The following is a 22,091-nucleotide window of genomic DNA, read 5'->3' on the forward strand; positions in this document are numbered from 1 at the left end:
TAAAAAAGAGTGGCTAGGAGAAAAAAATGAAAAAGAAAGTCATTGAATTTAACAACTATTGTTTTAAGTACCATAGTCAGGCAGCACCAACCCTTCATAACATAAATATTACTGTATACGAAGGTGAAAAGGTATTAATCGTAGGATCTTCTGGGTCGGGGAAAAGCACGATTGGTCATTGCATCAACGGGCTTGTTCCCTTTTCTTATAAAGGTGAAGTGACTGGAAGCCTAAAGATTATGGGAAAAGATGCACACAGTTTAGATATTTTTTCACGTTCGAAAATCGTCGGCACTGTTTTGCAAGATCCTGATGGACAATTTATTGGACTTACTGTAGGAGAGGACATTGCCTTTTCATTGGAAAATGACTGTACGGAACAAGGAAAGATGAAGAACCTTGTTGAGGAGACAGCCAAAATGGTGGAGATGAATGAATATCTGACATCTTCTATACACCATTTATCCGGTGGGCAAAAACAGAGAGTATCAATTGCAGGAGTGATGGTAGATAAGGTTGAGATTATTTTATTTGACGAACCTCTTGCAAACCTTGATCCTGCGACTGGCAAATATGCTATTGAATTGATTGATCGAATTCATCAAGAAACGAATACGACAATCGTTATTGTTGAACATCGCTTAGAGGATGTGCTGCATCGTCATGTTGACCGGATAATTGTTGTGGATGATGGTCGTGTTGCTGCAGATATGTGTCCAGATAAGCTATTATCTAGTCCAATTTTGGAAGCTAGCCATATTCGCGAGCCATTATATGTTAAGGCGGCTAAATATGCAGGATGTGAAGTGACGGAGGACATGAAGCCTTCACAGCTGCACTCATTTTCCATAGAAAACTGCAAAGATAAACTTCTGGACTGGGTTCGTACCGGGAATCAAGCGATGCCAAAGGAAAGAAAATCACCTATTTTGGAATTGAGAGATATATCTTTTAGTTATGCACCCCGTCATGAAACAATCCGGGGAATTTCTTTATCTGTTGAGAAAGGTCAAATGGTAAGCATTGTTGGCAAAAATGGAGCAGGAAAGTCAACTTTATCAAAGATCATATGCGGATTTGAAAAACCTCGCTCAGGGAGGATCTTATTGAATGAACAAGACATAACGGGTGATACGATTAAGGAACGGTCACTAAGGATTGGAATGGTCATGCAAAACCCGAACCATATGATTTCCAAGCATCTCGTTTTTGAAGAGGTAGCATTAGGTCTAGTTATTCGCGGTGTCCCTGAGAATGAGGCAAAAAAGAAAGTGGAGGAAGCCCTTAAAGTTTGCGGTTTGTATCCATACAGAAATTGGCCAATATCAGCATTAAGCTTTGGACAAAAGAAACGGGTAACCATTGCAGCGATATTCGTGCTTGAGCCTGAGATCATGATATTGGACGAGCCGACAGCTGGACAGGATTTGCGGCATTATACGGAAATGATGGACTTTTTGGCAGATTTAAATCGCCAAGGAATGACGATCTTGCTGATCACACATGATATGCATTTAATGCTTGAATATACGACACGTGCGATCGTAATGGATAAGGGAAAGATCATTGCTGATGATACACCATCAGTGATACTGACAGATTCAGAGATTATCCGTCAGGCGAATTTAAAGGAAACCTCTTTGCTAGTACTGGCGAAACGATTGGGAATAAAGGAACCAAAGGAATTTGTTGAACATTTTATTGCATATGATAGGGAGGTTAGAAAGCAATGGCAGTAGAGATGCTATCGTATATTGACCGAATATCTCCTATTCATCAGCTAACTGGCGTTACAAAGCTTATTTGTTTTATTGTATGGTCATCTGCTGCTATGCTGACGTATGATACTCGTATACTTGCCTTTCTTTTTGTCTTAAGTATTGTCATTTTCATTGTTTCAAAGATAAAAGTATCTGAAGTTTCATTTGTTCTTCTATTTATTTTGTTCTTTTTGTTCATCAATAATATCGCTATTTACCTCTTCTCTCCTCAGGAGGGAGTGAAAATCTATGGAAGCAGTCATGTCTTAATTGAGGTAGCAGGGAGATATAATGTTACATTGGAACAAATATTTTACCAAAGTAATGTGACGTTAAAGTATTTTGCTGTCATCCCAGTTGCATTGCTCTTTATTGTAACGACTCATCCGAGTGAATTTGCAGCATCATTGAATAAAATTGGGGTAAGCTATCGAATTTCTTATGCTGTTGCCCTGGCTCTTCGCTATATCCCTGATGTTCAGCGAGATTTTCGAACCATTGCTGTTTCACAGCAAGCTCGCGGGATTGATATGTCCAATAAAGAAAAATTGCCAATCCGTATAAAAAATGCGGCATCTATTATATTTCCGCTTATTTTATCGAGCCTAGATAAGATTGAGACAATTAGCAATGCAATGGAACTGCGCGGGTTTGGAAAAAATAACAAGAGGACCTGGTATAGCGCTCGCCCCTTTCAGACAAGAGATTATATTACACTAGCAGCATTTGGAATCATTTTTGTGGCTGGGATGGCTGTGACGTTTCATGATGGAAGCCGTTTTTATAATCCGTTTGAATAGGATATATTAAGGGAGAACACCAGTCTCCCTGTTTCCTATAAATGATTCTGCTGGATAGTAATTTAATATTTTTATAAGCTGCTTGGCCATATAGCCGGGGTCTGGTTCCAGCCCTTTTTTTATCCAGTCCATAATCATTCCTAAAATGCCATTGGCATAGAAAGATGTATAAAGATCATCATCTAATTCTGAATCATTGGGAGTTAATAAAATAATCTCCTTTTTATAAAACCTTGCAATGGATTGTAAAAATGATTCCTCAAATCGAGGGATGGATTCAAATTTTCCCCAAAGCTTGTAGAAATCCTTATTTTCCATAATATAGTCAAAAACAATGATGTCTGAAGGAGATAGGGAATTTAGGTGTATGAGACTTTTCTTTTTGTAGGGATATTTAAATGTTTCAATAAGCTCCATCGTTTTGTCAGAGATGATTTCCTCTGCTAGTTCTTCTTTAAAATTATAATGCCGGTAGAAGGTAGCCCGATTATAATCCGCTTGATTGACAATGTCCGTTACGGTAATTTGGTCATAGTTTTTTTCCCCCATTAATTTGATAAAGGCTTGTTTTAATTGTGTTTTCGTCCTCCGCACTCTTCTGTCCACATTTTTATCCATGTTGTCATTCAGCCCTCTCTACTTTTTTTAAACACATTTATAACATCTGTCGTTTATCTATACAATTGATAGAATTTTACTGATTGATTCACTTGACTAAAGAACATTATAGTAGTAAAAAGGGGATCTATAGCACTTATAATTAATTGAATTTTCCCTCTTTTTAGAATTGTATTATACCATATTATGATTAAACTTGGATAAACTTGTAGGGGAGGATTGAACAATGAGTAAACAATGGGATTCCAGTTATGATGTTGTCGTCGTTGGCTCAGGAGCAGGAGGGCTGACGGCAGCATTAACGGCTAGATTGCGGGGACTTTCTGCGATAGTTGTAGAAAAGACTGAGCTTTATGGCGGTTCTACGTCTAAATCAGGCGGCACGGTATGGGTGCCAAATAACTTTTATCTTGAAGAGGCCGGGGTAGGAGATTCCTATGAGCTGGCAAGTGCTTATATGGATGCAACGATTGGTAATCGCGTACCGAAATACTTAAAGGATGCTTACCTGCTAAGAGGACCGGAGATGATAAAATACCTCCACGAAAATACGGAACATGTCAGATGGGAATATACCCCTGGATATTCTGATTATTACCCTGAGCTTCCTGGCGGAAAACCAAACGGGCGTGCAATGGAAGCACAGCTATTTGATCTCAATAAACTAGGGGAAGATGAAAAGAATCTGCGAAAAGCTGGACTGCCAACGAAAGGGATGGTACTGAAGTCTAGCGAATTTCATAAAGTAAATATGATAACAAGGACATGGATTGGCAAAAAGACTTCATTGAAAGTAGGCATGCGCCTTATTCGTACGAAGCTTAGTTCATATAATCCTACCACTCTTGGAGAGGCGCTTGTTGCGCGGTTATATGCTTCTTTGAAGGAAGCTGGCGGGGAAGTTTGGCTGTCGACGCCTTTTCATGATCTTGTCTTTGAAAATAATCGTGTGTCTGGTATTGTCGTTGAACAAAAGGGAAAGAAAGTGAATATTGAAGCAAGATATGGGGTTATTTTTGCCTCTGGAGGCTTTTCACACAATCGCAAACTCCGCGAAAAATACTTGCCGCAGCCTTCGAATACAGATTGGACTTTATCATCTGAAGGACAAACGGGAGATGTCATTGAAGTAAGCCGCAAATTAGGGGCAAAATTGGATTTAATGGATAAAATGTGGGGGACACCAACATCTATTCCACCTGGTTCTCCAGCATTTATGCCAGTTGCTGAACGTGCAACGCCAGGTTTGATTATTGTAAATAGTGAAGGGGAGCGCTATTTAAATGAATCGGTCCCGTATCATGAGTTTGTTGATAAAATGTATGAGAATAACCAATCAGAGGCAACAACCGTCCCTTCTTGGATGATATTAGATCAAACTGTGAAAAAGAGATATCTTGTCTTTGGTATCATGCCGGGGCAATCATTCCCAAAAACATGGATCGAAACAGGGTATGTAAAGGTTGGACAAACACCGGAAGAATTAGCTAAAAAAATTGGCATTCCACCGGAAAAACTAGCCGCAACGATAAAACGCTTTAATAAATTTGCAGTTGACGGCCATGATCAAGACTTTAACCGTGGAGAAAGCGCTTATGACCGCTACTATGGGGATCCAACCTTAAAAAATCCTAACCTAGCTCCATTGGATAAAGCACCTTTCTATGCGATTCCGATTTATCCTGGAGATATAGGAACAAAAGGCGGTTTAGTCACGGATGATTTGGCGAGGGTCCTGCATGAAAACGGACAGCCGATACAAGGACTATATGCTACTGGAAATTGTGCCGCTTCTGTAATGGGAGAAACGTATCCCGGACCTGGTGCAACAATCGGTCCATCGATGGTCTTCGGGTATGTGGCAGCAACAGAGATGGCTGCTGTAGCTGCTAGACCTAAAGAGGCATGATAGCTATATACTTAATCTTTCAATCATGATGGGGAGCTCAGGCTCTCCATTTTTTATTAAATGTTAGGGTAAGATTATTATTTTAATAAGAACTCCTGAAAATAAAGGATTTCCTTGTTTTTCAAAGAATAAGGTTACTAAATGAGAGGCTATATAAGAGGGGTTCAAAAATGAATAATAAATGGAATCAAATAATCTATAAAGTCTGGTCGCCATTTTATGACCGTTTTTTCAATAAGGGTATCTTTTTAAAAGCAAGAAAAGAAGTCTTTAAGGATATAGAATTTATGAATGGGGAAAAAGTTCTCTTTGTGGGCTGTGGCACTGGTGCGGATTTAGTATATGTTCCACACAATAATATGAAGATAACAGCTATAGATTTTTCTAGTGAGATGCTTGAAAAAGCAAAGGGGAAATTTCCTCATGCGAGTATTACATTTCTGCAAATGGATGCGCAAAACTTAACATTTCCTGATGCAACGTATGACATCGTAATAGCAAGTTTACTTCTATCTGTTGTTCCGAATCCGCAAAAATGTATGGAAGAGATGATTCGAGTAGTTAAACCTGGGGGGAGAATAATTATTTTTGATAAATTTGTCCCGAGGAACGAGGAACTGTCTTTATTGAAAAAGCTGGCAAGGCCAATTATCTCTGTGTTCGGAACGGATATTGGAATAAAATTTGAATCATTGTCCAAACCTTTCGCAAAGATTATATCCATTCAAACAGATTCCCCGATTATGCTAAATGGGATGTATAGAAAAATAATAGCGATTAAAAACCCCAGGTGAACATTTGATTTAAATCGAGTCTTCCAACGAACATGCTGCTTATCTGAATGATTGAGGTGATTCATATTGAAAAAAGGGACTCTGTTTCTCGCATTCTTTTTCATAAGTTTATTACTAATTGGGTCATTTCCATCTATGGCGAGTGCTTGTAAATGTGCAGAACTGCCCAATGTAGAAGCTGAATTTGAAAGTTCAAAAGCAGTATTCAGTGGCAAGGTTGCCGACATAAGGGAGAAAAGAAGTTTAAAAGGATATTTGTACAAGTCTGTTCTTTTTGAAGTAACGAACACCTGGAAAGGTGTAAATCAATCACAAATAATCATTACAACTGGTCAAGGTGGAGGTGACTGTGGAATTGATTTTAAAGAAGGAGAAGAATATTTGGTTTACGCGAAGGATTCCACTTTGTATGGCAGAAAATCATTTGTCTCAACTATTTGTGATCGAACAAATGAATGGAGGTTTTCACAGGAAGACTTGAAAATATTAGGTGAAGGGCGAGCGCCTGCTGAGAAAGTTGATTTGAGGGCTAAGCAAAGTGGAAGCCAACTGTTTATATGGGGCGGAGTCGTTTTAGTCATTGTCATTATAGTAATCTTCCTTATTAATAAACGGAAAAAATAAATAATTAAGAAGTTATAATAGAAGAAAAAAGCACCCGCTTGAGAAAAAGGAAATCCACCGCTTCGTTTAAGCGGTGGATTTTAATATGCTAGTTCGTATGTTCAATAAAATTCTGAGCAAATAAGTATATTTTTTGTGAGGGTACGGCTAAATTTAGATTTTGCCCACTATCAAACCCTGCGGTGATCAAGCCTACCAGTCTTCCGAACATATCGAGCAAAGCACCGCCAGAGCTCCCATTAGAAATCGGTGCAGTAAATTGAATCATGGATAACTGATGAATCTCCCTAAAACCAGAAACAATCCCATCCGAGACAGAATTAAATAATCCTAATGGGCTGCCAATGGCTACAATTTTTTGGCCCCGAACGAGTTCGCCATCTGCCTTAACAGTTAAAGGGGAGCATTGTTTATCCACTTTAATAATGGCAAGGTCAAATTGCTGATGATATTTAATGAAATGGTCTGTCATATATTCTTCCGTTTCATTTTCGTAGAGCACTGAAAAAAGATGCCCGCCCTCAACCACATGCAAATTCGTCAAAATATACCCTTTACTGTGAATGACCACACCAGAACCGTAGCATACAACTTTATTTTCGTTATCATACACTTTAATCATAACAACTGAGTTTGATAGGGCAGCCAGCTGTTCATAACTCATTTCTGCTGCCGGCACTCGGTTTTGGATTTGTTTTAAAGGATTAGCTATCTTTGGCTGAGAGATTATATTTGGTCTAGAGGGCACGGACGTAATTTCTGCAATAGGTTTTGGTAAGTAATCAGGTATCTTAATAGGTTCTGAATATAAAGTACTGCACTTATATAGCGTTGAGTACGTTTCTAATTCAGGATGCAAATGGATTATATCCTCTTTAGGATTCATATAGCAAATGTCACTGCCAAGCTTGGATAAGAAATACAAAAATAATAATTCATGCTGTTTAATATCCCCGATAAAAATGACTTTCGGGGATGTTCCAGTGGTAGTAAAGAGCTTCGGCAAATAGATTTCCATCCAATGTAAAAATTTAATGACGAAGTTCTTCGTTAAACTAGGATTCGTATTTGGATGGGTTTGTGTATACATTGATAGAACTTGCATAAAGGTAAGCTTTTTCGTCCACTCAAGGGTATCGTTATTTAATGGAGCACACAAATTTGCTTGATAAAGAGAATTTGAGTTAATTCCTGAAGGGGAAACCACTGTTTGCCAATTCTCCCAAACATTTGCTAGTCTGTTAATATCATTGCTATTTGATATTCTCTCAAGCCCTTGTATTCGTAAATAAGGTTTAGCGGACATGTGCTGATCAATCTTTAGAATCATGTCTGTGTAGTGTTTAATGGATTCAGGAATACCAATATATCTTATAAAAAGAACCTCTTTTGTAACGGACTCTTTATTATTTATTGTCATAAAATCCTCTAGAGGGCTGTTTGTTGCTTTAAGTTTTACCTTTAAAGGCTTTGTTCTAACGATCATCAATCATTCTCCTGTTTCCAATTTTTTGTATAATGTAATTATGAGGAACTGTTTAAAAAGTTCATAGGCACAAATCTAATAAGTAAATATTTTCAAAGGTCCCGTTACAAAGATTTTATAAGAAACTAGGGAACATGGGAATCATCCAAATGGTATATTTTAGGTGAAGTATATGAAAAAGTTACTATAGGTGAAAGGAATGTTATTCAGATGAGTTTATCGCGCGAAAAGAATAAATTTGAGAGCAGATTCACTGAAGATGTTACCGAAATTGCAGCCGTTACAGGGGCATCAGGAATCGGAGCAGGAAGAGGTGGTGGAGCTAAGCTGTGGAATGCATCTATTCCATTAATTGCATGGAAAAATGTATTATCTAATGAAACGAAAATAGAAGAGTTACGGTTAGAGTGGCAAGTGAATGATGAAGAATGGGAACGATCAAAAGATATTTTGAAAAAGAATACAATTGTAAGATTACTAGTGCGAAGGTCGGAACATTCAATGATGCTTGTTAAGGTTTTAGAGGCAGCATATAAAGATGATGAGTTGGAAATGATTCTGCAGGATTCGTTGAAGCCAGTCTTTTACATGGACAAGGTATTAGGTGAGTTTGAACTTGATAAAAGTGTGAAGACTTTTGAAAAGAAAGTATTATGGGCTGGTGAAGAAGGCAATCTGTATTTTGACTGGGATGCAGATGAGAGCGGGATGAAGGCTGCATTGGAAACAGCCTATGCACTTTTCGAAAATCAAGAGGAATGGAACATGAAAATTAGAAGGTATGCTGCAGAAGAACTGACAGAATTAGCAAATGATTGGCTTCAGGATAATGAGGAGGCAGAGATAGACGAAATTACAAATAAAATGTTCATGGATCTGATGGAATTAAATAGCATAAGTGTTTATTCAGATGGCGACTTTAATTTTTTCTTTTTTGATGGGGATATGTTTTGGGGACATTCGATCATTGTAAGTGGAAACATTCATGGAGATCTTACTTCCGCTGAAATTGCAGGCTAAATGCAGGAAGTGGTTTAAGTCAGGAAAATTATTTCATTAGAAGAAGCTAATAAAATCAATAGCTTCTTTTTTGTTTTCGAAGGACATGTTTTCTGTTCCTCTATCCTGTAGATGTAGAATAGACAGAATTTTTTAAAATGAATCGACAATTTTTAGTACATAAAAGCGTAGAAGGTGTTATAATGTCAATATTCTAAAAATTATAGACAAAAAGGGGGCTTTTTTACATGAAGAAGAAACGGTTTTGGTTAGTAGCTTTAGCGGCTTTTGTGTTTATTGTAGCTGGCTGCAGCAAAAGTAATGAATCTGGGGGAGAGGCAGATAAGGATTCGGGTGAAAAGGGAAGTGGGGAAACATTCTCCTTAAAGGCAGGACATTCGCTGACAGAAGATCATCCGTATCATATTGGATTACTGGAAATGGCTAAAAACGTGGAAGAGCGGACAGACGGAAAAGTGAAAATTGAAGTATTTCCGTTAAGCCAGCTCGGTGCAGAACGCGAGTTGACTGAAGCTTTGACACTTGGAACAGCAGATATGTCTGTTTCATCAACTGCACCCATTGTAAACTTTTATCCAGAAATCGGTATTGTTGATATGCCATTTTTATTTGAATCAAGGGAACATGCCTATAAAGTTTTGGATGGGGAAATTGGACAAGAGCTTCTAAAAGGAATGGAGAACATCGGAATTATCGGGCTTGCATGGGGGGAGAATGGATTCCGCCATATTACAAATGCGAAGCACCCAATTACAAAGCCGGAAGATTTAAAGGGAATTAAAATTCGTACACAGGAAAATCCGATTCATCTTGATGCCTTTAATGCACTGGGAGCAAAACCGACTCCGATGGCTTGGACGGAAGCTCTAACTGCTCTTCAGCAAGGAGTAGTCGATGGGCAGGAAAATCCAATCGTTGTTGCAGATACGTACAAGCTTTTTGATGCAAACCAAAAATATATGACATTAACAGGTCATCTGTATTCTCCTGCAGTTATTATGTTCAGTAAAACGACATGGGACAAGCTTCCTGCTGAATATCAGGAAATTTTAAGTGAAGAGGCGAAAAAATCTGGCGATCAAATTCGTGAACTTATTAAGAAATCTGATGAAGACTCATTAAAGGTTCTCAAAGAGCAAGGAATGGAAATTATTGAAGATGTTGATGTGGCTCCTTTCCGTGATGCTATTCAGCCAGTATATGAAAAATATGAATCAGAATTTGGAAAAGAAAAAATCGACGCCATTTTAAATACAAAATAATTTTATTGAAAAACTTGGCGAGCACAGGAAACCTTTCCTGTACAACCCAAGTTTTTTGATCATAAGGAGAAATGAATGGTGCTAAATAATGTTATTCATGCGATAAATAATGTCGTTAAATGGGTTGTAATTCTTCTCTTTTTTCTCATGGTTATTGCCGTATTTTTACAGGTGATTTTTAGATTTGTTGTGGATCAGCCGCTTGCTTGGACGGAGGAACTGTCCAGATATTTGCTCATTTGGCTCACCTTTTTAGGTACAGGCTATGGGATGAGCGTGAAGGCACATCCAAGTATAGAGCTGCTCTTTGAAAAAGCAGGAGGCTTATTGAAAAAGGGGCTAATTGTTCTATCAACTGCACTCATCCTCTTTTTCTTTTGGCAAATTATCGTGAACAGCTTCGAATTTATCAGCCGCAGCATGACACAAACTTCACCTGTTCTGCAATTGCCGATGGGACTTGTCTATACAGTCATCCCGATTTCAAGTGTTCTATTTATCATTAATCTTCTTCAGGTTTCTGTAACTGAATGGAGAAGGGGGGCAAATCAATAATGGCCTGGTTATTATTTGGAGTCCTTATCATTCTGTTTCTAATTAACGTTCCAGTGGCAGTGGCGCTTGGGCTTGCTTCAATGATTGTACTTATGGTTCAGGATAATGTTCCATTAATGGTTGTAGTGCAAAAAATGTTTAATTCGGCCGATTCATTTACATTGATGGCTGTTCCATTCTTTATTCTAGCAGGGAAATTAATGGAGACAGGCGGCATTTCAAAGCGTTTAATGAATTTTGCTGGTTCCCTTGTTGGAGGCATGCATGGGGGATTAGCGATGGTTTCTATCGTTACTTGTATGTTTTTTGCGGCTGTATCTGGATCTGCTGCTGCAACAACGGCTGCTGTCGGGAGTATTCTTATTCCAGCTATGGTGAAAAAAGGCTACGACAAGAGTTTTGCTACAGCGATCCAAGCTGCTGGCGGAACGATTGGGGTCATGATTCCACCTAGTGTTCCATTAATTTTATTTGGGGTTATTGCGGGTGCTTCCATTGGAGATCTTTTCATTGCTGGAATAATGCCAGGAATATTTGTTGGAATTTCTTTAATTTTCGTTGCCTATTTTATTTCCCGTAAAAGAGGCTATGGCAAAGAGGAAAAAAGCTCTTTTAAAGAAATCGCTATTTCCTTTAAAGATGCAATTTTAGCGCTTTTAATGCCAATAATTATTCTTGGCGGGATTTATGGGGGGATTTTCACTCCAACAGAAGGTTCAGTCGTTGCGGTTGTCTATGGGTTAATCGTCGGTCTTTTTATTTATAAAGAGATTAAGTGGAAGGATTTGCCTGAGATTTTTATTTCTTCAGGTGTGACGTCGGCTGTCATTCTCTTTATCATTTCATGTGCATCGATTTTTGGCTTTATATTAACAAGGGAACAAATCCCTCTGCAAATAACGGATGCGATGCTTGGCATAACAACAAATGCGATTATGATCTTAATTATCATCAATATCATCTTGTTAATCGTTGGAACATTTCTTGAAACATCAGCAGCCATTGTTATTTTGGCGCCAATTTTAGTTCCTATCGCATCTGCTGCAGGAATCGATCTTGTGCATTTTGGCGTTGTTATGGTTGTCAATCTTGCCATTGGAATGATCACACCGCCAGTTGGAATTAATTTATTTGTGGCTTCTAATATCGCAAAGATTCGACTGGAGCATATCGTTCGAGCAATTATTCCATTCTTGATTATTTTAATTGTAGATGTATTTATTCTAAGTTTTATCCCTTCAATCAGCTTGTTTTTACTAGATAAATAGAGGTGAAAAATATGTACGAAGACTTATTATCTATTTTAAAAGACTCAGAGCGTGTAAGTGTTAATGAAACAGTGTTGGAGCATCATAGCGGGGGTACAGATTATCATAAAAGGAAAAAGCCGGACATAGTTGTTTTTCCTAAAACGGAGCGAGAGGTTGCTGAGATTGTAAAATATGCGGCCGCAAAAAAAATACCGATCATTCCTTTCGGTGCGGGAAGCAGCATTGAAGGACATCTAATGCCAGTCTTTGGCGGCATCAGTATGGATTTCACCCTTATGAATGAAGTGATTTCCGTTTATCCGGATGATTTTGTCGTTAAGGTTCAGCCTGGTGTGACGCGAATGCAATTAAATAAACATTTAAAAAAATATGGCTTGTTTTTCCCTATTGATCCAGGTGCAGATGCGACGATTGGCGGAATGGCTGCAACAAACGCTAGCGGGACGAATGCGGTAAAGTTTGGCACAATGAAGCACAATGTGCTTGGCCTTCAAGTAGTCATGGCAGATGGGAGCCTTATTTCAACAGGCGGGGAAACAATTAAATCATCAGCTGGCTATAATTTAACTGAGCTATTGATTGGTTCGGAAGGAACATTAGGTGTTTTCACTGAACTTACGTTAAAGCTTGCCGGTATCCCAGAAGCAACTGTGGTAGCAAAAGCATCCTTTGGGACCGTTGAAGAAGCAGGAAAGGCAGCCGAATTAGTTCTCCAGTCGGGCGTAGGCATTGGAAAAATGGAACTTGTTGATGCAGCGACGATTCAGGCGGTTAATGAATTTAAGGGGACTGACTTTAAGGAAACTCCAACTCTCTTTTTAGAATATAACGGAACTGCAGAAGCAACGGAGCAAGGAATCACCTTTATTAAGGAATTAATGGAGGATGCAGGATCAACCCATTTTGAGTTTGAGAATGATTCCATTAAACGAGCACAGCTTTGGGAAGCCCGGCATCAGGCTGCGCTAGCCATAGTTGGCCGTAAGCCAAATCGGAAGCTTGTATCAACAGATGTGTGTGTTCCTATTTCACAATTAGCGCTTTCCATTGCTTACACAAGAAAATTATTAAAGGAATATGAGATGGATGGAGCGATTCTTGGCCATGTAGGGGATGGAAACTTTCATGCAGTATTTGGATTAAATACAGATGATGAAGATGAAATGGCCCGCTTTCATGCGTTGAATGAGAAAGTAGTTAAGTTTGCACTTGAACATAGGGGAACATGTACAGGCGAACACGGAATTGGGATTGGGAAGATGAAATTTCTTAAAGAAGAACGAGGCACCTCATTAAAAATGATGAAATTAATTAAGAGATCATTTGATCCGGATAATATTTTAAACCCGGGGAAAATATTCGAATGGGAAGAAGTGGCGAAAAAATGAAAAGTTATCGAATAGCTGTTTTACCAGGAGACGGAATTGGTCCGGAGGTCGTAAATGAAACAATTAAAGTATTAGAGCTTTTAAAAGAGCTAGATCCCACTTTACATATGGAATTTGAGACATTTCTTTGGAATAGCGAATATTATCTTAAGCACGGAGAAATCATGCCAGAGAATGGTCTGGGCATTTTACAAAAATATGATGCCATTTTATTTGGGGCAATCGGGGACCAGCGTGTTCCTGACGAGATAACTATATGGAAGTTGATCATGCCGATAAGGAAGCAATTTAATCAATACATTAATTTCCGTCCGGTAAAATTGCTGCAGGGTGCAGCTTCTCCATTAGCTGATGGGAGAGACATAGATTTTGTCATTATCCGTGAAAATGCGGAAGGGGAGTACTCAAACAGCGGAGGAAGATTATACCCAGGGCTTGAACAGGAAATCGCTGTTCAAAATACAATTTTCACAAGAAATGGTACGGCCAAGGCGGCAAGATTTGCCTTTGAATATGCAGAAAAGAATGGGAAAAAGTCGGTTACAAGTGCAACAAAATCGAATGCGATTATTCATTCCATGAAGCTATGGGATGAGGTTGTGCAAGAGGTGGCTCAAGAGTTTCCTGCTATAAAACTAGATAGCTATTATATTGATGCTCTTGCAGCCTACTTTGTTTCAAGACCTAAGGATTTCGAAGTGGTGGTTGCCTCCAATTTGTTCGGTGATATACTAAGTGATTTAGGCTCGGCTGTTGTTGGCGGATTGGGTCTTTCCCCATCTGCTAACCTTAATCCAGAAGGAGACTTCCCATCTATGTTTGAGCCTGTACATGGGTCTGCCCCTGATATTGCAGGAAGGGGCATCGCCAATCCAATTGCACAAATATGGTCAGCGGCTCTTATGCTTGAGCATCTAGGGAGAGCAGATTTAGCAGATGTAATTGTAGAGGCGATTGAAAGAGTTTTGCTAGAGAAAGAGGTGCGTACACCTGATCTAGGCGGAACATCAACTACAAGTGAAATGGGCACTGCCATTTGTGGTGCCTTGCAGCAAATCCTATTAGTGAAGGAAGGGAACGCATAGATGAGACTAGAAAATGAGGTTTTTGTTGTCACTGGTGCAAAAGGCGGAATGGGAAGAGAAACGGTGAAGCGATTTTTAGAAGAAGGAGCCTATGTTGCTGCTGTTGATTTAAATGTTGATGGAATAGAGAAGTCTGATCGGCTTCTGCCGATAGCAGCTAATTTAACGAGTGAAGCAGATGTTGCGCGAGTCTTTTCAGAAGTTAAACGTGTATATGGCCGTTTAGATGGGCTCGTGAATATTGCCGGGATTGCTCAAGCAGCGACACAAATTGAAGAGGTAAGCTTGGCAGATTGGGAAAAACTGATGAGTGTGAACGCGACATCTCTTTTTCTCACATGCCGTGAAGCTGTCCCTTATATGAAACAGCAAGGAGAAGGCGTGATTGTGAATATTGCCTCTATATCAATGGTCAGACCGCGTCCAGGTTTAAATGCTTATATTGCTTCAAAAGGAGCGGCTGTTTCTTTTTCACAGGCATTAGCTATTGAGCTTGCTGATTATGGAATCCGAGTAAACGTGGTGAATCCGGGTCCAGCAGATACGAATATGCTTGGCCAATTTACATCAAAGGATGCGGATGTGGAATCCACGAAGGAAAACATTTTCAAGAAGAGTGTCCCATTAGGAAGGCTCATCAATCCGATTGATATTGCTAATTCCCTTGTTTACCTATGTTCGAAGGAAGCTTCAATTGTAACGGGTTCCGTTTTAAATGTCGATGGCGGAAGGGGAATATAAAGTGAAAGCAGCAGATGTGAATGTGCTTGGCTGTTTTATTGGGGGAGAATGGGTTGTCCCAGATGAGACGAAATTAATAGAAGTGAAAAATCCAGCGGATGGGTCAACGATTGCCTTTGTTCCAAGAGGGAATAAGGGGGAAATTGACCTGGCTGTTAAAAAAGCAAAAGAGGCTTTTTCTTCTTCAGAATGGCAATCACTCCAGCCATATAAACGGGGAAAGCTTCTCTATCAAATTGCTGAATTAATCCGTGAAAATAAAGAGGAGTTTGCTAGATTAGAAACAATGGACGTGGGAAAACCATTTGCTCAATCAGAAACGGATGTAGAAATTGCTGCTCGTTATTTTGAGTTTTATGCAGGTGCAGCCGACAAAATTTTAGGAGAAACGATTCCGGTTGAATCGGGAATTATAGATTATACGGTCCGTGAACCGCTTGGAATTGTTGGACATATCATTCCATGGAATTATCCGCTGCAAATCGCAGCCAGGAGCATTGCCATTTCGATTGCAACAGGAAATGCAGCTGTACTTAAGCCTGCTGAGGATACTCCGTTAACAACCATAAAGCTAGTTGAAATCATTGAACCGCTTGGACTTCCAAAAGGGATAATAAATGTAGTTACAGGCTATGGATATGAAGCAGGTGCGGCACTATCTTCACACCCGGGTATAAACCATATAACATTTACCGGTTCAGTGGAGACTGGAAAAAGAGTGATGGAGTCTGCAGCTCAAAACATTGTTCCTGTAACACTTGAACTTGGAGGAAAGTCTCCAAATATTGTATTTGCAGATTGCAATGAGGAAAACGCATTAGAATGGGTGATGCGCTCAATTATCCAAAATGCGGGCCAAACCTGTTCTGCTGGCTCTCGTTTAGTAATTGAAAAAACAATTAAGGATGATTTTGTCCAAAAATTAGCAGCGGAAATGGAGAGTCTTTCGATTGGACCAGGGATGGATGGCTATGATTTAGGTCCTGTGTTATCGCAAAAACAATTTGAACGGATTCAAGGTTTTATTGATCTTGCCAAGAAAGATGGAATCCAAATTGCAGCGGGTGGAGAACGTATTTCTATAAAAGGGTGTGAATCGGGGTACTACTTACAGCCAACAATTCTTGATAATGTTCCGTCATCCCATTGCCTTGCACAAGAAGAAATTTTCGGTCCTGTTCTGACAGTTACTACTTTTGAAAGCGAGGAAGAGGCAATTGAAATAGCAAATGGCACGCCATATGGGCTTGTTGCAGGCATATGGACTGAAAATGCCGGGCGTGCACATCGTGTAGCAAATGAGCTTCAATGCGGACAAGTCTTCATCAATCATTACGGTGCTGGCGGAGGTATTGCCCAGCCGTTTGGCGGTTATAAAAAAAGCGGTTTTGGAAGAGAAAAGGGACTGGAAGCTATACGAAATTACACACAAGTTAAAAATATTGCGCTTAAATATTAGGCACGGGGAAATATAAGCCAAATTAGCAGGAGAACACAAATTCAATAATTGTGTTCTCTTTTATTTTTTTTCTTGCAGGATTTGACCTTAGTACTCCTTATTAATCTAAAATGGGAAAATTTATCAATAATATACGTTGACACAACATATTATACATCATATAATATGTCTGACACTAATACTATACGATATATAATATGAGCTAATGTATAACACATGGAGGTGTACTTTATGTCATTTCAGCTTGGTTCCTCTTTGCTTGATGCTTGTGTTCTTGCCATATTAGCGAAGGAGGATGCCTATGGGTATTCTCTTACACAGCAAGTGCGCGAGATAATGGATATTTCAGAATCGACGCTATACCCTGTTTTGCGAAGGCTTCAAAAAGGAGAATATTTAACAACCTATGATCAGCCTTTTCAAGGTAGAAATCGGAGGTATTATCGAATTACTGCAAGCGGCCGCTCCAAGTATGAGGAACTGTTTGAAGAGTGGATAGATTATAAGCAAAAAATTGATTCAGTCCTATTAGGGGGAATAAATGATGACTAGGGAAGAGTATTTAAAAGTACTGAGGCAAAAGCTTAAAAAGCTACCGAATGAAGAAATTGATGCTGCTTTAGAATTTTATAATGAATATTTTGAAGAAGCTGGACCAGAAAATACGGCTGAAGTAATTGCTAAACTAGGCTCACCAGCACTTGTGTCCTCGCAAATTTTAGCGGAATATGCTGTGAAAGGCTTGGACAACGAAGAAAGTACAGCCAAAAAAGGCTTGTCGGCTGTTTGGTTTATTATTCTTGCGATACTAGCTTCGCCGATTGCACTGCCTTTGCTGCTGTTTGTGATCATTCTCATATTTACTCTCGTTCTTATTTGTGGAACCTTTTTATTAACATTCTTTCTTCTTACTTTTTCTTTAGCTTTAGGAGGGATTTTTAGTATAGCAGCGGGATTGGCTGTTATTGCACAGCATTGGCAAACGTCCCTTTTCTTTATTGGCATTGGCTTAACAGCCTCTGGTATTGGGATACTTCTATATCCGCCACTTATATTAGTAACAAAGAGTATGAGCAATTCATTAGCCAAATGGCTGAAAAGGCTATTAGATAAAATCACAAATAGACGTAAGGAGGGTGTGTAAGATGAAAGTCTCCAGAAAAAAAATAACGTTTATTGCAAGCTGTATGATTGTTATCGGAATTATTTTTGGAGTGGTTGGCTTTTCAGCTGGGGCAGAGTTGTCTATATCAAATACGAAAGATGGTATAAAGGTAATTAAAAAAGAAGATCGCATAAATGAGGAATTTTCTTTACCTTCATTTAAAAATATGAAGGTTGATTTTAAGGATGCTGATATAGAGATTATTCCTTCCAATGAATACAAACTCGAAATTGAAAGATTAAAATGGACAGAGGTTAAGCATGAAGTAGTGAATGACACCCTCGTTCTAACAGGAGAACATCAAAAGTCTGACTCGATATTTTTGATGAATTTATCTTTCAAAAACATCCCAAAGCCCTTTATTAAGATTTACGTTCCAAAGGACGCGAAATTCTCTGATATCTCGTTAGTGAACAAATTTGGAGATATTCGCCTAGTTGAAATGGCAGTGGATAAAATGGACATTAATGCGAACGATGGGGATATTGAAATCAAGGATTTCCAATCCAATGAATTAACAATTGAAAATGGATTTGGAGATATTACAGGAAGCAACGTGAAAACAGCGAAATTGCAAGTCGAAATGAATGATGGAGATGCGGTGTTTAAGGAGCTAGAGGCTGCTTCTGCCGATGTTAATAATAAGTTCGGTGATATTACCTTCAGAGAATTGACAAGTCAAGGGCTAACGATGAAAAGCAATGATGGAGATATTGAGATTCAAGGAAAGCTTCTTGGAAATTCCGTCATTCATTCAAGCTTTGGGGACATTGATTTGAAGCTTTCTAATAAAGAATCAGAGCTAAGCTATTCGATCCGCAACCAATTCGGAGATATTTCCATTAATGATAATCATTTCGAAGCAAAGGCAACGAATAAGGCAAACACTGAAAATAAGCTAGATATCGTTTCCAATGATGGCGATGTTCAAGTTGACTTCTAAATCTAAGAAAATCCGAGCCTCTTTATCGAGATCTCGGATTTTCTTGATTAATGGAGTTTTACATATAGATTAGATTTAAAATGGACTAGCTCCCATGAGCATGTCCGTTTTTTTGTATATGACACCTGTCATAAAAAACTCCTGATATGTGTGAATATTGATTGCTAATTTCCACAGCTAAAATAAAGTTATCACATATAGGAAGGAATTGGATATTCATGAATCGAAACAATAAACGAATTCGTTTGTTAGATATTCTAAGAGGATTTGCTGTGCTTGGGACATTAGGTACAAATATATGGATATTTGCGTACTTAGGGGACTTGTCATATATTTTCACTTATGATCATTCTGCATGGTGGGATTCAATTCAAGACTTTATCAGGATACTTATCTTATTTTTGGTGAATGGAAAGATGCTGGGGTTATTAACAATCATGTTTGGTGTAGGTCTCGAATTAAAATATCAGCAGGCTTTAAGAAAAGGAAATGCTTGGCCAGGTGTTTATATATGGACTTCCTTTATTCTAATGATGGAGGGCTTCATTCATTTCACGCTTGTCATGGAATACGATATTTTAATGAGTTATGGGGTAACCGCGATCATTGTTTCCTTTATTGTAAAGGGCGGAGATCTGGTGATTGCCAGGGCGATGAAGATGATTGGCGGACTTCACTGCGGTTTTATGCTGCTGCTTTTAGTGCAGGGAATGGTTCTTGGATTCTCAGCTTCGGCTGTTTCATTCGGTGATATGAAAGAAATTGTATTACTGTATCAGAATGGAAGCTGGATAGAGCAGATTCAATATCGTCTATTAAATTTTGTATTTTTACGTACAGAGGTTATTTTTGTTATTCCTATGAATATATTTCTCTTTTTGCTTGGCATTCGCCTAATGAGATCCGGCGTTTTTTCTTCGGATGAACATGGCAAGAAACAGCGGAAAAAATTATTTAAATTAGGCTTGTATGCAGGCGTTCCGCTAAATTTACTAATTTTTGTGCCAGGGGGCATCTTTGATTTTCCTGTCCGTTATCTTTTTGCACCGATATTATCTTTAGGCTATATCGCATTTATTGCTAGAGCAGTGGAAAGAACCCAGTCATTTTGGCTTTGGGGAAAGCTTGAAAAGGTAGGAAAGATGTCGCTTAGCTGCTATGTGGTGCAAAATTTAATCTCAGCGATTGTTTTTTACGGCTGGGGCATTGGTCTAGGCGGAAAAATAAATTCCGCAGCGGTTGTTCTTATCTGGTTATTTATTAGCACGATTCAAGTCTTATTTGCGAATGTTTGGCTGGAGCATTATAAGTTTGGTCCTATGGAAGCTGCTAGGAGATATACTTCGAGATTAGCAGGGATTAAATAAAGGAGATGATCGTAATGCTAAAAAAACTTTATCCTCTCGATCAGATTCAAAAATATTTGCTTATTGATGTGATTGTTATTGTGGTATTAATTTATAAAGTTAGCATTACGAATGGAGCACTTGGTTATCCAGGGCAGTTTTTATTAGTCGTTTTGTATTTACTATGCTTTTATATCTGCCTGTGGCACAAGGACTGGAGGCTTTCTGCAGCTAGTTTTGCAGGCTGCCTCATTCTTATGCTATTAGCTGTTTATGTGGATAAATGGATTTTGCTTTTCGGATTTGTTTTTTCGGATTTGCTTGGAAAAGCAAAGCGCAACGTAGATCTTGGAATCGGGATTATTGGCATTGCAGTGATGCATGTTTTATTCGGTTTAATATCAGAAGGGAGCCCGTTCGCATTTATTAAAATGTGGCATCTCCCCATTATGATTGTACAAATGCTTGTGCCGGCAGTTATTTTTATAAGTAAAAAGGCAAATGTCCTTCAAGAGGAACTTGATACAGCAACCGCTCAGCTTATTTTGGAGAAGGAGAGGCAGAGAATTGCGAGAGATTTACATGATACACTTGGGCAAACATTAACGATGATAAAACTGAAAAGCGAGTTAACGAAGAGGTTAATTGAAAAAGATGCAGATAAGGCAAAGCAGGAGTTAGATGATATTTTAAATACATCCCGTTTTGCGTTAAAGCAAGTTCGGGAACTCGTTTCAGATATGAAGTTTGTCTCGCTTGAAGAAGAAATTGATCAATCACAGAAAGTCTTACAAACTGCAGGCATTGCTATGGTTCATAAGAAACAAGAGAAGCTGCCGCTATTGTCAAATGTTGCGGAAACCATGCTGGCGCTTTCTGTAAGAGAAGCGATAACGAATATTGTCAAGCATAGTAAGGCTAAGCATTGTACATGTACTCAGTTTGAAAAGAATGGAGAATATTGCATTCAGGTTATGGATGACGGAAGTGGGCAAATAAGGGAGGGGAAAGGCAATGGGATACAGTCTATTAAGGAGCGGATCGATATGCTTCAAGGACAGGCGGAGATCTGTGAGAATTCCCAAGGCGGTAGCATGATCACATTGAGTGTACCGATTCATGTGAATGGGAGGAGAGGATCAAGTGATTAGCGTTGTGATTGCAGAAGATCAGAAAATGCTTCGTGGGGCATTAACATCATTATTAAAGCTGGAAGATGATATAGAAGTCGTAGCAGAAGCTGCAGATGGCTTGGCGGCATGGGATGCGATTATGAAATATCAGCCTGATGTGTGTTTATTGGATATTGAGATGCCTTCGATGTCAGGTCTTGAAATCGCAGAAAAACTTAAGCAAGAGAATCATCTATCAAAGGTTATTATTGTCACGACATTTGCTCGCCCCGGCTATTTACAAAAAGCAATTGATGTGCAAGTAGATGGCTATTTACTAAAAGATGAACCAATCGATTTCCTAATTGAAGCCATTCGAAAGGTAAAAAAGGGTGAACGTGTACTAAGTACAGACTTAGCGGCAGCCTTATTTCTAAAAGAGATGAATCCTTTAACGGATCGTGAAATGGATGTGCTCCGTCTCGCAAAGGATGGAATGACAACAAGAGAAATTGTTAACACCTTATTTTTAACAGATGGAACGGTTAGAAATTATTTATCTTCTGCCATCCAAAAGCTAGAGGTTACGACTAGGCAGCAGGCAATTGAGAAGGCGAAAACTAAAGGGTGGATTTAAAACTGTATAAGAATATTAAAGAAACCCCATTATAAGAAATTTATCGGGGGTCCGGCATTTTTTAAGAATTACGTGATCCGAATACCTATAAAGGAACGATGAAGCAAAAAAGAAAT

Annotated in this window: 21 protein-coding genes; 19 read left to right on the forward strand and 2 right to left on the reverse strand. The window is 38.9% G+C overall.

Annotated features, from left to right (window positions below):
• Positions 1-26: 26 nt before the first annotated feature.
• Positions 27-1,739, forward strand: a complete 1,713-nt coding sequence (locus C1726_RS10555) for an ABC transporter ATP-binding protein (RefSeq protein ID WP_102273101.1) — start codon at positions 27-29, stop codon at positions 1,737-1,739.
• Positions 1,730-2,560 (forward strand): energy-coupling factor transporter transmembrane component T family protein, encoded by an 831-nt coding sequence (locus C1726_RS10560; RefSeq protein WP_102273102.1) that lies wholly within the window; start codon positions 1,730-1,732, stop codon positions 2,558-2,560. Before C1726_RS10555 ends, C1726_RS10560 begins: the two co-directional genes overlap by 10 nt.
• A gap of 6 nt (positions 2,561-2,566) precedes the next feature.
• Here the strand turns inward: C1726_RS10560 and C1726_RS10565 are convergent, their stop codons facing one another.
• A complete protein-coding gene (locus C1726_RS10565; protein WP_102273103.1) occupies positions 2,567-3,178 on the reverse strand; it encodes a TetR/AcrR family transcriptional regulator in 612 nt (203 codons plus the stop codon).
• Between the two features lie 226 nt (positions 3,179-3,404).
• On the opposite strand from C1726_RS10565, the gene C1726_RS10570 reads away from it, so the two are divergent.
• The 3 genes from C1726_RS10570 to C1726_RS10580 all read left to right on the forward strand — a co-directional run bounded on the left by C1726_RS10570 (position 3,405) and on the right by C1726_RS10580 (position 6,505).
• Positions 3,405-5,087: an FAD-dependent oxidoreductase gene (locus C1726_RS10570; protein ID WP_102273104.1), complete on the forward strand. Its 1,683-nt coding sequence runs from the start codon at positions 3,405-3,407 to the stop codon at positions 5,085-5,087.
• 170 nt (positions 5,088-5,257) lie between these two features.
• A complete protein-coding gene (locus tag C1726_RS10575; RefSeq protein ID WP_102273105.1) occupies positions 5,258-5,881 on the forward strand; it encodes a class I SAM-dependent methyltransferase in 624 nt (207 codons plus the stop codon).
• Between the two features lie 66 nt (positions 5,882-5,947).
• Positions 5,948-6,505 (forward strand): hypothetical protein, encoded by a 558-nt coding sequence (locus C1726_RS10580; protein ID WP_102273106.1) that lies wholly within the window; start codon positions 5,948-5,950, stop codon positions 6,503-6,505.
• 88 nt (positions 6,506-6,593) lie between these two features.
• Here the strand turns inward: C1726_RS10580 and C1726_RS10585 are convergent, their stop codons facing one another.
• Positions 6,594-7,991: a trypsin-like peptidase domain-containing protein gene (locus C1726_RS10585; protein WP_102273107.1), complete on the reverse strand. Its 1,398-nt coding sequence runs from the start codon at positions 7,989-7,991 to the stop codon at positions 6,594-6,596.
• Between the two features lie 210 nt (positions 7,992-8,201).
• Between C1726_RS10585 and C1726_RS10590 the strand changes: the two genes are divergently transcribed.
• The 14 genes from C1726_RS10590 (at position 8,202) to C1726_RS10655 (ending at position 21,975) form a co-directional block, all read left to right on the forward strand.
• Entirely contained in the window at positions 8,202-9,011 is an 810-nt protein-coding gene (locus C1726_RS10590) for a DUF2262 domain-containing protein (RefSeq protein WP_102273108.1), read from the forward strand.
• 227 nt (positions 9,012-9,238) lie between these two features.
• Positions 9,239-10,273, forward strand: coding sequence for a TRAP transporter substrate-binding protein (locus C1726_RS10595; protein ID WP_102273109.1), 1,035 nt, complete (start codon positions 9,239-9,241; stop codon positions 10,271-10,273).
• Between the two features lie 75 nt (positions 10,274-10,348).
• On the forward strand, positions 10,349-10,828 hold the full coding sequence (locus C1726_RS10600; RefSeq protein ID WP_102273110.1) for a TRAP transporter small permease: 480 nt from the start codon (positions 10,349-10,351) through the stop codon (positions 10,826-10,828).
• Positions 10,828-12,096 (forward strand): TRAP transporter large permease, encoded by a 1,269-nt coding sequence (locus C1726_RS10605; protein ID WP_102273111.1) that lies wholly within the window; start codon positions 10,828-10,830, stop codon positions 12,094-12,096. Before C1726_RS10600 ends, C1726_RS10605 begins: the two co-directional genes overlap by 1 nt.
• 11 nt (positions 12,097-12,107) lie before the next feature.
• On the forward strand, positions 12,108-13,487 hold the full coding sequence (locus tag C1726_RS10610; RefSeq protein ID WP_102273112.1) for an FAD-binding oxidoreductase: 1,380 nt from the start codon (positions 12,108-12,110) through the stop codon (positions 13,485-13,487).
• Positions 13,484-14,572: a tartrate dehydrogenase gene (locus C1726_RS10615; RefSeq protein ID WP_102273271.1), complete on the forward strand. Its 1,089-nt coding sequence runs from the start codon at positions 13,484-13,486 to the stop codon at positions 14,570-14,572. Before C1726_RS10610 ends, C1726_RS10615 begins: the two co-directional genes overlap by 4 nt.
• Complete coding sequence (locus C1726_RS10620) at positions 14,573-15,313, forward strand: SDR family NAD(P)-dependent oxidoreductase (protein ID WP_102273113.1); 741 nt, start codon at positions 14,573-14,575, stop codon at positions 15,311-15,313.
• A complete protein-coding gene (locus C1726_RS10625; protein ID WP_102273114.1) occupies positions 15,294-16,772 on the forward strand; it encodes an aldehyde dehydrogenase family protein in 1,479 nt (492 codons plus the stop codon). Before C1726_RS10620 ends, C1726_RS10625 begins: the two co-directional genes overlap by 20 nt.
• 231 nt (positions 16,773-17,003) lie before the next feature.
• A complete protein-coding gene (locus C1726_RS10630) occupies positions 17,004-17,324 on the forward strand; it encodes a PadR family transcriptional regulator (protein ID WP_102273115.1) in 321 nt (106 codons plus the stop codon).
• Entirely contained in the window at positions 17,317-17,916 is a 600-nt protein-coding gene (locus C1726_RS10635) for a DUF1700 domain-containing protein (protein WP_102273116.1), read from the forward strand. The genes C1726_RS10630 and C1726_RS10635 overlap by 8 nt, the downstream gene beginning before the upstream one ends.
• Position 17,917: 1 nt before the next feature.
• Positions 17,918-18,880, forward strand: coding sequence for a DUF4097 family beta strand repeat-containing protein (locus tag C1726_RS10640; RefSeq protein WP_102273117.1), 963 nt, complete (start codon positions 17,918-17,920; stop codon positions 18,878-18,880).
• A gap of 218 nt (positions 18,881-19,098) precedes the next feature.
• Positions 19,099-20,247 carry a DUF418 domain-containing protein gene (locus C1726_RS10645; RefSeq protein ID WP_102273118.1) on the forward strand — a complete coding sequence of 383 codons (1,149 nt, stop codon included), beginning with the start codon at positions 19,099-19,101 and terminating at the stop codon, positions 20,245-20,247.
• 14 nt (positions 20,248-20,261) lie between these two features.
• Entirely contained in the window at positions 20,262-21,377 is a 1,116-nt protein-coding gene (locus C1726_RS10650; RefSeq protein ID WP_102273119.1) for a sensor histidine kinase, read from the forward strand.
• On the forward strand, positions 21,370-21,975 hold the full coding sequence (locus C1726_RS10655; RefSeq protein ID WP_102273120.1) for a response regulator transcription factor: 606 nt from the start codon (positions 21,370-21,372) through the stop codon (positions 21,973-21,975). Before C1726_RS10650 ends, C1726_RS10655 begins: the two co-directional genes overlap by 8 nt.
• Positions 21,976-22,091 lie beyond the last annotated feature (116 nt).

Origin of the sequence: Cytobacillus massiliigabonensis (assembly GCF_900199725.1) — a bacterium.
Taxonomy (GTDB): Bacteria; Bacillota; Bacilli; order Bacillales; family Cytobacillaceae; genus Cytobacillus; species Cytobacillus massiliigabonensis.

Excerpts from the sequence above, each read along its gene's own strand:
- C1726_RS10555 (WP_102273101.1), top strand. The coding sequence starts at position 27 with ATGAAAAAGAAAGTCATTGAATTTAACAACTATTGTTTTAAGTACCAT.
- C1726_RS10560 (WP_102273102.1), top strand. The coding sequence starts at position 1,730 with ATGGCAGTAGAGATGCTATCGTATATTGACCGAATATCTCCTATTCAT.
- C1726_RS10565 (WP_102273103.1), bottom strand. The coding sequence starts at position 3,178 with ATGGATAAAAATGTGGACAGAAGAGTGCGGAGGACGAAAACACAATTA.
- C1726_RS10570 (WP_102273104.1), top strand. The coding sequence starts at position 3,405 with ATGAGTAAACAATGGGATTCCAGTTATGATGTTGTCGTCGTTGGCTCA.
- C1726_RS10575 (WP_102273105.1), top strand. The coding sequence starts at position 5,258 with ATGAATAATAAATGGAATCAAATAATCTATAAAGTCTGGTCGCCATTT.
- C1726_RS10585 (WP_102273107.1), bottom strand. The coding sequence starts at position 7,991 with ATGATCGTTAGAACAAAGCCTTTAAAGGTAAAACTTAAAGCAACAAAC.
- C1726_RS10590 (WP_102273108.1), top strand. The coding sequence starts at position 8,202 with ATGAGTTTATCGCGCGAAAAGAATAAATTTGAGAGCAGATTCACTGAA.
- C1726_RS10595 (WP_102273109.1), top strand. The coding sequence starts at position 9,239 with ATGAAGAAGAAACGGTTTTGGTTAGTAGCTTTAGCGGCTTTTGTGTTT.
- C1726_RS10600 (WP_102273110.1), top strand. The coding sequence starts at position 10,349 with ATGGTGCTAAATAATGTTATTCATGCGATAAATAATGTCGTTAAATGG.
- C1726_RS10605 (WP_102273111.1), top strand. The coding sequence starts at position 10,828 with ATGGCCTGGTTATTATTTGGAGTCCTTATCATTCTGTTTCTAATTAAC.
- C1726_RS10610 (WP_102273112.1), top strand. The coding sequence starts at position 12,108 with ATGTACGAAGACTTATTATCTATTTTAAAAGACTCAGAGCGTGTAAGT.
- C1726_RS10615 (WP_102273271.1), top strand. The coding sequence starts at position 13,484 with ATGAAAAGTTATCGAATAGCTGTTTTACCAGGAGACGGAATTGGTCCG.
- C1726_RS10620 (WP_102273113.1), top strand. The coding sequence starts at position 14,573 with ATGAGACTAGAAAATGAGGTTTTTGTTGTCACTGGTGCAAAAGGCGGA.
- C1726_RS10625 (WP_102273114.1), top strand. The coding sequence starts at position 15,294 with ATGGCGGAAGGGGAATATAAAGTGAAAGCAGCAGATGTGAATGTGCTT.
- C1726_RS10630 (WP_102273115.1), top strand. The coding sequence starts at position 17,004 with ATGTCATTTCAGCTTGGTTCCTCTTTGCTTGATGCTTGTGTTCTTGCC.
- C1726_RS10635 (WP_102273116.1), top strand. The coding sequence starts at position 17,317 with ATGACTAGGGAAGAGTATTTAAAAGTACTGAGGCAAAAGCTTAAAAAG.
- C1726_RS10640 (WP_102273117.1), top strand. The coding sequence starts at position 17,918 with ATGAAAGTCTCCAGAAAAAAAATAACGTTTATTGCAAGCTGTATGATT.
- C1726_RS10645 (WP_102273118.1), top strand. The coding sequence starts at position 19,099 with ATGAATCGAAACAATAAACGAATTCGTTTGTTAGATATTCTAAGAGGA.
- C1726_RS10650 (WP_102273119.1), top strand. The coding sequence starts at position 20,262 with ATGCTAAAAAAACTTTATCCTCTCGATCAGATTCAAAAATATTTGCTT.